The 15,006-nt window shown below is 39.8% G+C and carries 16 protein-coding genes and 1 pseudogene; 6 read left to right on the top strand and 11 right to left on the bottom strand.

Annotated elements, in window-relative coordinates; all coding sequences use genetic code 11:
- Positions 1-23: 23 nt before the first annotated feature.
- The 3 genes from JI666_RS11815 to JI666_RS11805 form a co-directional block, all read right to left on the bottom strand.
- Positions 24-1,070 (bottom strand): M20/M25/M40 family metallo-hydrolase, encoded by a 1,047-nt coding sequence (locus JI666_RS11815; RefSeq protein WP_206891999.1) that lies wholly within the window; start codon positions 1,068-1,070, stop codon positions 24-26.
- 125 nt (positions 1,071-1,195) lie between these two features.
- The gene (locus JI666_RS11810) at positions 1,196-2,152 is read right to left on the bottom strand and encodes a carbohydrate kinase family protein (protein WP_206891996.1); all 957 of its coding nucleotides are present in this window, start codon (positions 2,150-2,152) and stop codon (positions 1,196-1,198) included.
- Between the two features lie 192 nt (positions 2,153-2,344).
- Complete coding sequence (locus JI666_RS11805) at positions 2,345-3,715, bottom strand: aldehyde dehydrogenase (RefSeq protein WP_206891993.1); 1,371 nt, start codon at positions 3,713-3,715, stop codon at positions 2,345-2,347.
- Between the two features lie 207 nt (positions 3,716-3,922).
- Here JI666_RS11805 and speD point away from each other — a divergent pair, with 207 nt between their 5' ends.
- The gene (speD, locus tag JI666_RS11800; protein ID WP_206892191.1) at positions 3,923-4,315 is read left to right on the top strand and encodes an adenosylmethionine decarboxylase; all 393 of its coding nucleotides are present in this window, start codon (positions 3,923-3,925) and stop codon (positions 4,313-4,315) included.
- A gap of 322 nt (positions 4,316-4,637) precedes the next feature.
- Positions 4,638-6,143 (top strand): hypothetical protein, encoded by a 1,506-nt coding sequence (locus JI666_RS11795; protein WP_206891992.1) that lies wholly within the window; start codon positions 4,638-4,640, stop codon positions 6,141-6,143.
- A gap of 42 nt (positions 6,144-6,185) precedes the next feature.
- Here JI666_RS11795 and proC read toward each other — a convergent pair whose 3' ends face one another.
- A complete protein-coding gene (gene proC / locus JI666_RS11790; protein WP_206891991.1) occupies positions 6,186-6,980 on the bottom strand; it encodes a pyrroline-5-carboxylate reductase in 795 nt (264 codons plus the stop codon).
- Between the two features lie 300 nt (positions 6,981-7,280).
- Between proC and JI666_RS11785 the strand changes: the two genes are divergently transcribed.
- Positions 7,281-8,417: a CapA family protein gene (locus tag JI666_RS11785; RefSeq protein WP_206891989.1), complete on the top strand. Its 1,137-nt coding sequence runs from the start codon at positions 7,281-7,283 to the stop codon at positions 8,415-8,417.
- 29 nt (positions 8,418-8,446) lie between these two features.
- Here JI666_RS11785 and JI666_RS11780 read toward each other — a convergent pair whose 3' ends face one another.
- The 3 genes and pseudogenes from JI666_RS11780 to JI666_RS21715 form a co-directional block, all read right to left on the bottom strand.
- Positions 8,447-9,190 carry an SDR family NAD(P)-dependent oxidoreductase gene (locus JI666_RS11780; RefSeq protein WP_206891987.1) on the bottom strand — a complete coding sequence of 248 codons (744 nt, stop codon included), beginning with the start codon at positions 9,188-9,190 and terminating at the stop codon, positions 8,447-8,449.
- An 85-nt stretch (positions 9,191-9,275) separates the two neighbouring features.
- Positions 9,276-9,776: a peptidoglycan-binding domain-containing protein gene (locus tag JI666_RS21720; RefSeq protein WP_286170784.1), complete on the bottom strand. Its 501-nt coding sequence runs from the start codon at positions 9,774-9,776 to the stop codon at positions 9,276-9,278.
- Positions 9,753-10,283 (bottom strand): annotated as a pseudogene (locus JI666_RS21715) (peptidoglycan recognition protein family protein); the annotation flags it as partial. The pseudogene JI666_RS21715 and the gene JI666_RS21720, both read right to left, overlap by 24 nt.
- A 202-nt stretch (positions 10,284-10,485) precedes the next feature.
- On the opposite strand from JI666_RS21715, the gene JI666_RS11770 reads away from it, so the two are divergent.
- Positions 10,486-10,953, top strand: coding sequence for a divergent PAP2 family protein (locus tag JI666_RS11770; RefSeq protein WP_206891984.1), 468 nt, complete (start codon positions 10,486-10,488; stop codon positions 10,951-10,953).
- A 388-nt stretch (positions 10,954-11,341) separates the two neighbouring features.
- On the opposite strand, the gene JI666_RS11765 is transcribed toward JI666_RS11770, so the two are convergent.
- Positions 11,342-11,575 (bottom strand): hypothetical protein, encoded by a 234-nt coding sequence (locus JI666_RS11765; protein WP_206891983.1) that lies wholly within the window; start codon positions 11,573-11,575, stop codon positions 11,342-11,344.
- Positions 11,576-11,728: 153 nt separating this feature from the next.
- Between JI666_RS11765 and JI666_RS11760 the strand changes: the two genes are divergently transcribed.
- Entirely contained in the window at positions 11,729-12,868 is a 1,140-nt protein-coding gene (locus tag JI666_RS11760) for a DEAD/DEAH box helicase (RefSeq protein ID WP_206891982.1), read from the top strand.
- A gap of 141 nt (positions 12,869-13,009) precedes the next feature.
- On the opposite strand, the gene JI666_RS11755 is transcribed toward JI666_RS11760, so the two are convergent.
- Positions 13,010-13,396 carry a response regulator gene (locus JI666_RS11755; RefSeq protein WP_211201494.1) on the bottom strand — a complete coding sequence of 129 codons (387 nt, stop codon included), beginning with the start codon at positions 13,394-13,396 and terminating at the stop codon, positions 13,010-13,012.
- Between the two features lie 285 nt (positions 13,397-13,681).
- On the opposite strand from JI666_RS11755, the gene JI666_RS21710 reads away from it, so the two are divergent.
- Positions 13,682-13,816, top strand: coding sequence for a hypothetical protein (locus JI666_RS21710; RefSeq protein WP_286170772.1), 135 nt, complete (start codon positions 13,682-13,684; stop codon positions 13,814-13,816).
- A 61-nt stretch (positions 13,817-13,877) separates the two neighbouring features.
- Here the strand turns inward: JI666_RS21710 and JI666_RS11750 are convergent, their stop codons facing one another.
- Together JI666_RS11750 and JI666_RS11745 are read right to left on the bottom strand one after the other, a co-directional pair.
- Positions 13,878-14,513 (bottom strand): YtxH domain-containing protein, encoded by a 636-nt coding sequence (locus JI666_RS11750; RefSeq protein ID WP_206891981.1) that lies wholly within the window; start codon positions 14,511-14,513, stop codon positions 13,878-13,880.
- 2 nt (positions 14,514-14,515) lie between these two features.
- Entirely contained in the window at positions 14,516-14,956 is a 441-nt protein-coding gene (locus tag JI666_RS11745) for a DUF948 domain-containing protein (protein WP_206891980.1), read from the bottom strand.
- Between the last annotated feature and the right edge of the window lie 50 nt (positions 14,957-15,006).

Below are 15,006 nucleotides of genomic sequence, written 5' to 3'. Positions count from 1 at the left end.
CCATTGTCACAATTTTGTCAATATTATTTACTTAATGGATTAACGCTTTCTTCACCTGTTAGGTCAGCAATCATTTCCACAAGTAGATCAATTTCTTCTTTTATATCTGTCAGGCTTACTGTTTCAACAGGGGCATGCATGTAACGAAGCGGCAATGACACGAGTGAAACAGGCACACCGTGTCCTGTTAAACGTAGCTTATCCGCATCAGTTCCTGTCATTCTAGGAGTAAGTTCATATTGTAGTTTAAGATCAAGTTTCTTCGCTGCATTTTCTAACAATTGATTAATTTTATGATTGATAGGAGCACCTTTCGCTAGAACTGGTCCTCCCCCAAGGTTCACTTCGGTATGCTTACTTGAATCAACTCCAGGGTAATCGGATGAGAACGTAACGTCACATGCAATAGCCATCGTCGGCTTTATTCCTGCACCAGCGAAATAAGCTCCTCCCAAGTTTGTTTCTTCGTTCACAGTACTTACCGCGTATACTCCAACCTTAGGATTACGCTTTGCAACTTCACGAAGAACTTCAGCTACAATGAAAGATCCTGTACGGTTATCAAGTCCTCTACCGCTGATTTTATCGTTAAGTAGAAACTCAGCTTCACGCTTATACACTGCTAAATCCCCAATTTGAACGTACTTTTCAACCTCTTCCTTGGTATTAGCACCACAGTCTATGTATAAATCCTCGAATGTAAATTCTTTCGCGCCACCATGATGTTCAGCATTTACGCCAAATACACCCGTTAATTTACCGTGCGTACCAAGAATCGTTACCTTCATTCCAATCGCAGGTTTTTGGCTGATACCGCCTAGCTTCTCGACACGTATAAATCCGTTATGATCAATTTTCTTAATCATGAATCCGATCTCATCACAATGTCCTGCAAGAAGCACTTTGAAGTCAGCATCGGGATTCAGAATACCGATTGCATTCCCAGCATTGTCTGTTCTCATTTCATCTGCAAATTCGCTAACATAATCCATCCATTTGTGTTGAATTTCCATTTCTGCCCCTGATGGAGAGGGTGTGGAAAGTAGTTCTAGTAGAAAATCCTGGTTCATTTAAAGCACCTCCGATTAGTATTAAAAACCTTATTTCATTGTATCGCACCACAGTTATTCAATCTAGTTTCTCCCTGTTCATCGAGAAACCTTACAAAAAAACCTCGCCTAAGCGAGGTTTTTTGTTACTTCATCTCTTTCATGAGTATATCTTCCACTTCAGCTTTTGTCGGAAGAGCAGTCATTGCCCCTTTTGTAGCAGCTGCAAGCGCACCAGACACACTAGCGAATTGCGTCATGCTTTCAAGCTCTTCTCTTGTTAGTTCAGAAAGTGATCCCTCATACTCATTAAATCCATGAAGAATACCTGATACAAAAGCATCCCCTGCACCAGTCGTATCGACTGCCTTAACTTTCATAGCAGGTACTCTTAGCGAATAATCTGGAGTGAACACGAGGCTACCTTCTTCACCCATCGTAATAAAGATGACAGGGATTTTATAATGCGCAAGCTTTTTAATCCCTGCTTCAACGTTCTCTCCCCCTGTAATGAATGTAAGCTCTTCTTCAGAAAGCTTCAGAATATCTGCTTCTGACAGCATCGAAACGATTGTTTCTTTTGCACGCTCTTCAGTTTCCCATAACCCAAGACGAAGGTTAGGATCATATGAAATAAGCATTCCTTTTTCTTTCGCTGTTTGAACAGCTTTTTTCGTCGCGGTACGAGAAGGTTCGCTAATCATGGAAATAGAACCGAAGTGAAGGATACGATGATGAGCAAACAGCTCATCACTAATTTCCTCAGCATTTAGAAACCGATCCGCACTCGGATTTATGTAAAAGTCAAAGCTACGCTCACCATTTTCTGCATTCGTTACGAAGACAACGCCAGTTCGTTCCGACTCTGTAAGAATCATAGTAGAGACATCAACACCGTAATTTTTAAGTGTCTCTTGAAGAAAACGCCCAAGGACATCATCCCCTACCTTACCTAGAAAAGTTGATTTCACTCCAAGACGGGCAAGCCCCACGGAAACATTAGCAGGTGCACCTCCAGGACTTTTCTGATAAGTAAGATTTTCTTGATCAAGAGGGATAAAGTCGATTAATGCTTCTCCTAGACTAATAACTCCTTTGTTCATATGTACTTCCTCCTATATATCTATCATTACTAACGCTGAAAAGACTTTACCTGAGTACAGCTTTGCCGTAATCATACCATGACTATTTCTAAGACTAAAGGAAAATAATCAACCTTATCTAACGACTTTTATTTTGCTCTTAGAAGATTGAAAATCAACGTCAATAGAAAGATAAGGAAGGCTAAGCCTCCCTTATCCCATAATTCGTTTAATCATTTTCAAACCATTTTTGGCAGATGGATAGCGAAACGAGAAATCAAAATTCGTCGTTTGTTTCACGATACTCTTTCGATGGGAGAAAGCTTCAAAACTCGCTTTCCCATGATAGCTACCTGTCCCACTCGATCCAACCCCTCCAAATGGAAGATGCGGCGTTACAATATGCATCAACGTATCATTCATACACCCTCCTCCGAACGATAGTGAGGATGTAATCAAGTCCTGCTTTTCTTCTGACTCTGAGAAGAAATATAGTGCAAGCGGCTTTGGACGACGACGCACTTCGTCTATAACTTGATTAAGATCAGTAAATTCAAGGACAGGAAGAATTGGTCCGAAAATCTCTTCCTGCATGACAGGATCGTCCCATGAAATGTTATCAATAATCGTTGGAGAGATTACGCGTTCGCTCTCCTTATGTTGCCCACCAATTAACACATCACCATTATTTAGAAAACTCTTCAGTCTCCCAAAGTGCTTATCGCTAACGATATGACTATACTTTTCACTCGATAATGGATCTTCTCCGTAAAATTCTAGAAGAGCTTCACTCATATGTTGAAGTAAATCTAACTTCACGTCACTATGAACATACATATAGTCAGGGGCAATACAGGTTTGTCCTGCATTAGTAAACTTCCCCCATAAAATTCGTTTAGCAGCGAGCTTCAGATTTGCATCCTTTTCTACAATTACAGGGCTTTTCCCTCCAAGCTCAAGCGTAACAGGGATTAATTGTTTTGCAGCAGCTTCCATCACAATCTTTCCTACTTGTACGCTACCTGTAAAGAAAATATGGTCAAACGGCTGTTTTAATAGCTCCGTACTCGTTTCCACTCCGCCCTCTACAACTGAAATGTAATCGTCTGGAAAAGCCTCTCTAATCATTTTAGAAATGACAGTAGACACAGCAGGTGTCAGTTCCGATGGTTTCAAAACAGCACAGTTTCCGGCTGCAATCGCACCAATAAGTGGAGCAAGCTGTAGCTGAAACGGGTAATTCCATGGCGCAATAATCAATGTTACACCATAAGGTTCCTGGTAAATCATACTTTTCGAACCTAGATGAGTAATAGGTGATTTTACCTTCTCAGGACTCATCCACTCTTTTAAATGTTTCAATGTGAATTTGATTTCTTCAAGTAGGAATCCTATTTCGGTTGTATAAGCTTCCCATTCTGATTTATGCAAGTCTTCTTTTAATGCTTCCATGACTTCAGGTTCATATTCCTTAATAACTGCCCGTAAGGTTTCAAGCTGTTTTTGCCTGAATTCAAATGATTTCGTTTCACCTTTATAGTGGTATTGTTTATGACGGTTAATAAGTTCAGGCAGCATGTCCATATCTCTATCTCCTTTAATACATTGTAATAATCCTTGAGTGTAAACTGATGCATGAAAACAGTCAAGAAATGTCAACTTAATCTCATTTTTCTACGTTCTAATGGCAATTCCCTGTTTAACAATGCGCTGTAGAGGGGAGAAAATCTGTATAAATCAAATTCCTGTAATGAACACTATAGGAATCAGTCAAAAAGGGAGGCTATCATCATCGAAACATTAGGTCACCATATCATTGCCGAAATGTGGAATTGTAATAAAGAAAAATTAAACGATCTAATCTATATAGAAGAAACCTTTGCAAATGCAGCACTCGAAGCAGGTGCTGAAATAAGAGATGTTGTATTTCATCCATTCGAACCTCAGGGAATAAGTGGTGCAGTTATCATTGCTGAATCTCATCTCACAATCCACAGCTTTCCTGAGCATGGTTATGCTTCAATTGATGTTTACACATGCGGTGATAAAATTGATCCTAGTGAAGCAACAAATGCCATTGCTCGTGCTCTAGAAGCTCAAACCATCCATACAGTCAAAATTCCTAGGGGAACGGGCGAAATCGTCGTTAAAGAAATTGAAAAGACTGGTATAGAAGTTAATTAAGAAACGAGTGTAATGCACTCGTTTTTTATTATGGCTGTTTTCATAGACATTGTTGCTTTAAAACGGTTGATTTCTGCTCCAAGATTGTTGCTTTTGAAAGAATTTTTATATAAAAAAACCACACTTAGCTAATTGGAGTGAAAAATTAACCCATGCTTATAGCAACGACGTATACGAAAAGTGCCTTATAAAAAAACTGCTCATATCATCAAAATATCCGTTTGTATCCTCATCACAAATTCTTTAGTTTATTTCAGGAATAATATTGTAAATTTTTAGAAACTTATGTAAAATTCAAATGGATGTGAAACTAAGGGGGACTATGATGAAAAAATTTGCGATACCAATTCTAACTGCTTTCGTTATTTTATTGCTCGTCTTTCTTCATCAGCTATCAATACTTCAGGAGAAACCTGATGAAAGTTGGAGTCGAACAGTTGATCTTAACGTTGCCGCTCAGGACAATCAAATATTTACGCAAAAACAAGATGATCAAACCACACTCTATTTCAGCGGAGACCCTGTACGCAAAGTGACTGTTAACGAACAGTTAGACGTTGCAACAGAGGATTTAAGTTACGCCGTACCAGAAGGTTACTCCTTCTATGTCGATGATCAGCAAGCAATCTACAAGAAGAAAGATGCGCTGGTTTACTCTACTAATGGTAAAGAAGAAACAATTGCAGAAAATATTGAAGGTCTCAATGCATCCGACAATGGCATTGTTGCCTGGTCACGTCATCAGCTTTATTTCATTACACCTGAAGGTACCATTGAATCAGCAACAAAACTATCATCCTACATAAAAAATGCCGTATTAACCGAAGATGGAAAGGCCTTGCTTTACGTTCAATCAGATGCAATGAACCAATTCTTTACACTTGAGCAAGGTGCTGATCCTGAACTAGTTTACGAAATCGCCCTATCCTCAGGAGAACTATTTAGCAACCTTCAAGCGATCTACACAGATAAAGGGTTAGTATTCACCTATACTGCGTTCGCTACAAGACAAGGAGCAAGAATTGTAAACACGTATTATGGAGAAAGTATTGATGGAGAGACAGCTGAGGTTAATCTTCTAAAAATCGCTAATGCGGAAACGGGAGATGATTTTACAAAGCCAAATTATTTCTCATTAAATGAAATAAATGGCGTCCCTCATCTTTTATTCAGCGCTAATGGTGAAATTTCACCTAAACGAGATGTGATTAGTATTTACGAAGCTACACAACAGAATGGTGAATGGGTAGCATCCCGTAGAAGTACAAGCGAAGAGCTATCCATCCGCCCGGTATCTGTTTCAGAGAGTTCAGTAATCTGGATGGATAAAGAGAAAAGTGGCTTTGTATTACACGGCTCCACTACTTCTCCAGAGGTTGTTAAGAGTAGCAATGCGACGACTGGGCAGGATTTAAAGATCGCCCTCTTTTATACCTTCACAGCGGTTGTCGGGATGTTCGCAATGCTCGCCTTCTCATTCGGTTTTCTGATCCTTCCAGCTGTTGGCTTAATGTATTTATATTTTGCAAACACAACCGCTATTGAACAGGATAAACAGTGGGTAGAATGGACAATCGTGCTACTTTGTGTAGGATCTCAAATGATTTTCCTACCTTCCATTCTAGATGGTCCATTCCAGTATCTAGCTCCTACCTATCTTACGTTTCAAGGAGCTGCCTACGTTTGGCCGATTATTATCTTCCTTGTTTCCTTTATGATTAGTCGTTTTGGACAGGATCAAGAGTGGACAATCCTCCAACGAACGTCGTATCAACTTGGACTTAATCTTGGGATTTTAATCTTCCTTTTAGGACCATATATTCTATAAATAAAAAGAGCGTGCTTGGGATGAATACCCAGCACGCTTTTTCTATTTCGCCTGTTCTGCAGCTTTTGCATTAACAGCAAGAACAGCTTGATGAAGAAGCTCATTAAAGTTGCCTTTTTCTAGAACGTCAAGTCCTGCTGCAGTTGCTCCACCAGGTGTTGTCACTTGATCGCGTAGATTACCCGCTTCACGTCCATCTTTCAACATCGAAGCTGAACCATAAATCATTTGTACAACAAGCTTCCTAGCCACTTCTGTTGATAATCCATATGATTTCGCTGTCACTTCAAGTGACTCTGCTAGTTGATAAACAAAAGCAGGAGCACTTCCAGTTACAGCAGTTAAATCATGTATTTGAGCCTCTGTTAACTCAGTCGATTCACCTATCGCATCAAGAATCGTTTGTAACACTTCTCGATGCTCTGGTAAAACATGTTTCCCACATGCAAATAACGACATCGATTCACCAATATCAGCTGCCGTATTAGGCATAATCCAGGCGGTCGGTCGGCCTGGAAGGGCTTCCTCAAGTATAGAAGGACCGATTCCCGCAGCAACTGTTATAATAAACTGATTGTCTACTTTATCAGCAAGTTCAGCTAGTACTGCAGGATGAGCTGCAGGAGGCATTGCAAGGATGATCACCTCATGGACAGAAATAACTTCTTGCCACGCAGCTGCTTCAACTTCATATGTATGTTTTAATTGTTCCAATCTTTCTTCATCTGATTGATTTGAAATGGTAATAGTACCAATTGTGCTTGACTGTTTAAGGCCAGCAAAAATAGCTTCTGCCATTCGACCAGCACCAATAAACAGGATGTTAGGCTTATTCATATGGACACCCCCCTCCTCTTTCCATATTAACTATATCAAACAGATGCTCAATAGAGAAATAATAGCTTGATGGTAGGGTGAATTAAAGGTTTGGCTGATATAATCGAGTTTTAGCTAATATATTTTGTTTTTGGACAATATAAATGGATTTTGGACAATAAATGTTTTTTCTAGACAATATATTAGACACTCTCCCAACTTCTTTAGTGATCATCACTATTTCCAAAAAGGAGTTTACTTGATTTTGTCGAATATTGTTTGTGCATACTAATAACCAATGAATAAATACAGGAGAATTGCATGAAAAAAATAACATTATCAATTGTTTTGCTTGTTATTGTTGTAGCCGCCTTATCTTTCTTTCTATCAGGAGGAGACGAACTTTCTGCTGAGAGAGCACCTTTAGACCTTTCCACTTATCAAAACGACATTTCCCCAGCAAAAAGCAATCAACCTCTTTCAAATTCGTCACTCACTCTTGCTGCTGTTGGAGATATACTCATCCATGATCGTGTCTATGAGAAAGCCGTTGAAGGGAGTGGCTACAACTTCACCCCAATGCTCTCTAAAGTTCAGAAACAGTTACAAGATGCGGATATTACCTTTGCTAATCAGGAAACCGTTATTGGCGGAACTTCTATCGGCCTATCATCATACCCTTCCTTTAATAGTCCTACAGAAGTGGGAGATGCCTTAAAGGCATCAGGCGTCGATATCGTTTCGATGGCAAACAACCACACGCTCGATCGAGGGGAAAGAGCAGTTCAGAATGCCATTAAATACTGGAACAACATCGGTATTCTCTACACAGGAAGCTATGCTTCAGAAAAAGATCGTACCCAGATAAGAACGATTGAGGAGAACGGAATTTCTGTGGCCTTTCTTGCTTATACTTATGGAACAAATGGGATACGACCTCCTTCTGGAAAACCTTATCTTGTTAATTACATTGATAAAGAGTTAATAAGGAAAGAAATTCTGAAAGCAAAAGAAATAGCGGACGCTGTAGTGGTGAGTATACACCTAGGAAATGAATACGAGCGTTACCCTAACAATGATCAACTAGCCCTCTCATCCTATATAGCAGAAGCCGGGGCTGATCTTATTCTCGGTCATCACCCCCATGTCCTACAACCACTAGAATGGATTGAAACAACAGATGACCGTAAAGTACTTGTTGCTTATTCACTCGGCAATTTCCTGTCAGGTCAACGGAATGATTATAAAGATATAGGAGGTATTTTGAAGGTAAGCATTGTAAAGAACCAGTTCAGGGGGAATTCCACAATTACCGTTACCTCGCCTTCTTTCACACCAACATTCGTAGATAAAGACTACCATGTCAATCCACTGAGTGAAGTTAACCCTGTTTTATTAAATGAGATTAATCAACATATGAAGCAATGGATTCCTGAATTACAGGTACCTGAAGCATAACAAAAACCCGTACAATGCACGGGTTTTTGTTATGCTAGCGTGTAACCACCATCAATAACTAGATTGTGGCCGTTTATATAACTCGATTCATCACTTGAAAGGAAATAAACAGCTTTTGCAACTTCCTCTGGCTTTCCGAACGACCCTCTTGGGTGCTGTTTATAAGCTTTCTGAAAGTTCTCTTCTGATCCGTATAACTTTTTAGCAAGAGGTGTATCAATTGGCCCAGGAGATATAGCATTAACGCGAATCTTTCTTTTTGCATATCGACTTGCCAATGATTTTGTCAAAGCGACAACACCTGCTTTTGCTGCACTATATGCCGGAAGAGCTGAAGGATATTTAATCGTTCCAACGATCGCTGCATTGTTTACAATGGTAGACTCTTTTTCGAAAAGTCTTTCAGCATGATTCACCATATAATAAATCGATTTTAAATTGATATGAAAAAGTCGATCCCAATCTTCATCTGAAACGCGACTAAGTGGACCAATGCCTACATCTGCGACACCTGCATTATTAAACAGAACATCCAAACGATCATAAGTTTCCTTGAACTCTTCGAAGAATTGTTTCACTTCAGACTCTTTCCCTACATCAACTTGATAGAAATGAATAGATCCTGCTAGCGCTTTACCTTTACGCTCTAAATATTCACCACGCTCATTAGATCGTCCAATTCCGACAACCTGATCTCCTTTTTCTGCAAAATGAAGGGCTGCTGCTTCTCCTATTCCTGACGTAGCACCCGTTACAATAACGACTTTATTCATATGAACCATCCTCTCACCTTTGCTACTTCAAGCGTAACGGAAGTAAAGAGTTGGCACTATTTTAAATCTGTTTTCAATGTGCAACTCAGAAAAGCATATTCCACGTTGCAGGTCCAACGATGCCATCAACGGAAAGTCCCTTCCTAGCCTGATATCTTTTAACTGCACTCTCCGTAACCGGTCCAAAGATTCCATCTGGTGTAACATTGACAGCACGTTGAATTGCCTCTACATCTTTTCCTCTATCTCCAATCATTACGTAACTACCCGGATATGGACGAACAGGAGTTGGTGTATCGAATTTTCCTTTTCGAACTCGTTTTAAAGCAGCAATCGTTTTAGGTCCAGCGATTCCGTCTTCAACTAATCCGGACAACCTCTGGAATTTCTGAATTGCTTCAAGTGTTTCTTTACCAAATACACCGTCTGCTCCAAATTCACGAAGATCCATTCCAGCACGAATGAGAAGCTCTTGTATTTTCTCTACTGCAACACCACGATCACCATAGGTAACAACGAGTGTGCTTTTCGTCGATCTCACTTTCTCATCGGTGCTAACTGTTCGAAACGTCTTCCATACATCCATCACGTCTTCTATAAAGTCTACCCACGTAATACCATAACGATTTAACGCATTTTGAGGATCAGTTCTTCTCGTTCGATCGAGCGTAGAATGGGCGACAATATCTGATTGTGGGTCAAGATTGAATTTGTCGCACAGATAAGCGTGGTACCAGACGTAGCGTTTATACGCTTCTGAAAATGAAATTTTCCCTCCCCAACATAGTTCAACACCAATTGCCTTATCATTCGCATCACCATCGTATAGAATGTTGTCCATTGTAGAGACATACCGAACATGCCAAGCCTTTTCAGTTAGTGGGATGATCTCAAGAATGACCGAATCATCGATGAAGGTATGCGCTGAAGCCGAAACAACATTCCTAGCGAAATAAGCACGGTTCGCATAAGCATTTGCTCCTGGATTACCAGTGTCATGTGCCACTATAAATGTAATTCCGTCATTCTTTTCTTTCGGTCTTGATTTTCCTTTTCCTATAAAGTCTCTCGTGATTTTATAATCACTTGCCATACCATGTAACCTCCTTAATTTTTCCTCCTTCGCTCTTTATTACCATCATATGTAAATAATTAACTTATGCGATTATGAACTGATGTGACCATATAAAAACAGGCTATAATACCAGCTCTACCCAAAAATCGTTATATGCTGGTAATCGAATTTTTTCTTCTCATTCATAATAAAGACCTTTTATTGTAAGAATAACGATGAGGTGAATGTGATGAATCGAGGAATTGGTACAGCAATCTCCGCTATTTTACTAGCTCAGGGACTTAAGATTGCAACCTATAAAGTGACAAAAGGGTATTGGGACTGGAGACCATTTTTCCAAACGGGTGGTATGCCGAGTTCCCACTCAGCTGGAGTGTCCGCTCTTGCAACTTATACAGCTTTAAAAACAGGGAAGCATTCAGTTGAAACGGCACTAGCTGTCGTATTTGGTGTGATTGTCATGTATGACGCTCAAGGAATTAGAAGACATACAGGAGAAATTGCCAGACTTGTGAATGATTTGGACGAAGACATTGAATTATTATCAGGTCACTACCCTGATCTAGTTCATGCCAGAAGAGATGTTGAGCTAAACGAATTGCTTGGTCATCAACCTGTAGAAGTTGGAGGGGGAGCAGTTCTCGGTATCGTGCTAGGATTGATTGGATACTTCTCAGGAAATAAATAACAATCGTGTTGACAATCGTAGAGAACCGTGTATAATGTGTAGTTGGGGTAACAAAAACCCGATATTAACAACTAGCTCCTTTAAAATAAGGAGAACTAAAATTCATAACTGGAAAGGTATGAACAGCATGATTCTAATTGGCTTGTATCAAGTTAATGGCCATACTACAATTGCTGTTGATCCTCCTCACTCACACTGGCGCGGCTTCGGAGCCGTAAGGATGGAAGAGAGGTAGGGCTTTCGTTGTTTGAGAGATCAACAGATCTCTATGGTATGTTTACCGCGGCAATGAAGGAGTTACTGTTAATAACTAACGATCGTTATATATAAAACGAAGAAAGAGCGCATCCAAGCGATGCGCTCTTTGTCAATTTAAATGGAAATGTTTTTAATTCTTCTGAGCCATGATAGAAGCAAGAACACTTCCCGTATAAAGAACTGATGATATGATTGCGGAAATTCCGAATGCACCCATAGCAAGGATCCATCTTAGTGGATAAGGTTCTTCAATCGTTGCATAATCTGGCAAATTATCGCCAAGTGTAATTCCGATATAAAGAGCAACAACAATACCTGCTAATAGTGTATATACTGACATCTTCCTAAGTAAATATCCGTTCACGTTGCTAACCTCCTTTGTATCTATTATTCCCTTTACATATTGGGCGAAACATCAACTCTTACCACTAGCTTCAGAAGGACCTATCATCTGACCGAATGACAAAATCGCATTTATGTTAAAATAAAATGCACATGATAATAAAGGAGTAAACATATGAAAATGTTCGATAACCATCCATTTCTTTCAGAGAATTGGCAAGCTGCAGGATTTACTAACCTGTCACAGGTGCAGGAGAAAGCCATTCCTAGGATTATGGATGGCGAAGACCTTCTGGTTGAAGCGCCAACTGGAACTGGTAAAACGCTTGCCTATCTTCTACCAATTATGCAAAAAATGGATCCTGAGAAGAAGAATACTCAGGCTATTGTACTTGCCCCCACTAGGGAGCTTGCTATGCAAGTCTTTGAAGTCTCACAAGGCTTCTTAAAAGGTAGCGGAATGACAGCAGCCTCACTCATTGGTGGTGCAGCAATAAAACGTCAGTTAGAAAAACTCAAAAAGCATCCCCAACTTATTGTAGGGACGCCAAATCGTATAGCTGAGTTGATTGATATGAAGAAACTCAAAATGAACGAAGTGAGAACAATCGTTGCAGATGAAGCCGACCAGGTTCTTCATCCTTCTACAATTGAAGATGTCTCATACATTTGTCAGTCCGCTCTTCGTGACTGCCAACTCCTTTTCTTTTCTGCTACGATTAGCGATAAAGTGTTGATTCAGGCAAAGAAACTATCTGATAATCCTTCAGTTTTAAGCATAGCTGCTACAGACGAAGAAAAGAAAGCAATCGATCACAGTTATTACGTGACAAACAGACGAGAAAAACCTGAACTTCTCAGAAAACTTGCCCGTAAAGAAGGTGTGAAAGCACTAGCATTCGTTAACAATAGTAACTATCTCTCACGTCTTAAAGATATACTCGCTACTAAGAAAATCTCATTCGATGTGCTAGATAGTTCAACGAACAAAACAGAACGCAAAAACGTACTAAATCGTTTTCGTAATGACCAAATTCAACTACTTCTTACAACCGACCTTGCTGCTAGAGGACTAGATATTGACAATATTACTCACGTCTTCCATTATGATTTGTCAGAAGACGCCAGAACCTACCTCCATCGTTCCGGTCGTACAGGTCGAATGGGTAAAGAAGGGTCAGTTGTAACACTCCTCCTTCCAGGAGAAGAGAAGTATTTGGAGAAAATCACTCAAAAGCTGGAGCTTGAACTCAAAAGAAAAAATGCACCAAAACCAGCTAACAATCCAACTAACAAGCGCGGGAAAAATAAATAATACGAACTCAAAAATAAAAGCTGTTTCTAGTCGGTCGACTAGAGACAGCTTATTTTGATACCTAATATTATCAAGTATTTGTTGTGAAAGATTCCATTCATTCGAAAACCTGCTTCTATTACAAATCAGGTTCTTCAAACATTATTTTGAGCGCACAAAGTCTTTCGCATCGAGGGGGATTACACGTTTAACAGTTCGGCATACTTCTTCAATATCAAACGGTTTTGCAAAATGAGTGATCGCACCTAAATTCATAAACTCTTGAACAAGTTTAAGTTCGCCATACGCCGTCATGAAAATAACCTGGACTTTTTCATCGAATTTCTTTAAGGCTTTAAATACTTCTAATCCATCCATACCGGGCATTTTTAAATCGAGCAGTACTAAATCAGGACATTCTTGTCTTACAAGCTCTATCGCAGTCATTCCATTTGCGGCTTGAAGCGTTTGATACCCTTCCTTCTTAAAAACCTCGCTCAACAATACGCGAATCCCATACTGGTCGTCCACAATTAATACCTTTTTCATCCTTATGCCCACCTTTTTTGCGATATAGTCTCAGATCATGCGACTTCCTATCATTATTGTGCATCAAAAAATGGGCTATGAAAATAACTTCGTCGAAACTAGTCATGAGATTACAAATTCCGCACATTTTCTTCCTCCCCGCTGTTCATTATTAAGAAATGAAAGCGTTTTATTAAGAAACGAACGACTTTATTACCATTTTCTAACTTTTGTGGGGATTTGCGTTTTAATTTTAACCAGAGGGGAACTGTCTAGTAGAACAACATTAGGAGGCGTTAGGTTACCATGATTGGTCCAACCAAGCAGGACATTAAGCAAATCGAGAACAAAGCCAAGCAAGAACAAAAGGAAGCATTAAAGGCAAGAAGTGTTGTGAAAGAAGCTACTAAAGTAAACTCGATTCACCATTCCTACTCCTAAGACGTACAACCGAAATTGATATTTCCAAAAAAAGCCAACCGCCGTATACGGCGGTTGGCTTTTAACGTTTACGCTTTGTACGTTTTAATTCTAGTTCTGCTGCTTCATCAAGTGTTTCTGGATGATCAGGATCTTTTTCTAACGTTCGCTCAACATCAGCCTTGATTACGTCATCCATCGTCTCTGCTCCTTCTGTTTCGACGATGATCTTCTCGACATCACGCTCTACAATGGTTGAAGTTGGAACTTCTGTTTCATCAAGCTCAGCTGCTCGCTTCACAGAATAACCACTAGCAGTTGCTGCCGCTTCTTCTTCAGGCGAATTCGTATCGCCTTTCCTATTTTTCACTTTACTAACTAAATCATTAGACTTAGTTTTCACTGATTGTGCAAAAGCAGTCGACTTATCTTTCACATTACCAGATACTTCAACACTTTTGTCTTTAGCCTTTGTAACACCATCACTAATGTCATTTCGAAGGTCTTTCCCAGCTTTTGGTGCAAGAAGCACACCAGCTGCTGCGCCTACTACGCTACCAGCGATAGCTGCGATGGCAGGTGCCTTAAAGTGTTTTTCAGGCTTATTTGGAGCGGACTTATCAATTTTGATAACCTCTCTTGTTGATGATGAGTACCCTTCTGGAGCTGGCTCGTGTTCAACCTTCACATCATGATTAGACGAGTTTGATTTCTTCATTGTTATCCTTCCTCCTTGGCCGTTTGTATGTTCGTTTTCTTCATTCGATACTTTTCCCACATTGCTAGAGCAGTACTACCCCAATTCGCCGCCTCGGCAGCTTTTCCCTGCTTAGCATCCACACCTTTTTCTACAGATTGTCCAAGTTTGGATAATGAGTTGCTAAGATGATGAAGTGAATCTCCCGTTTCTTTCACCGATTGAAAGACAGGTGAGAATTGTCCAACCTTTGTTTGAACATCATCAGCAAGGACGTTTGTTTTGTGAAGAATCATTGTTGTTTCCTTTGTTAAGCCATCAATTTGTCCTTGAAGAGAGTCAATTGTTTCAGCTGTGTTTGAAAGCGTCTTTTCAGTTGATTTAAGAACTTTAATTAGAAACACACTTAACACAGCAAATACAAGGGCGATCACTGCTACAGCCACATATAGTATTATTTCCATGATAAATCCTCCTACAATTTGAGTATAGTTACCAATACCCTTCGATAAGA

This window comes from Bacillus sp. NTK071 (genome assembly GCF_017303315.1).
GTDB lineage: Bacteria > Bacillota > Bacilli > Bacillales > Guptibacillaceae > Guptibacillus.
This window is presented reverse-complemented; position numbering and strand designations above follow the sequence as displayed.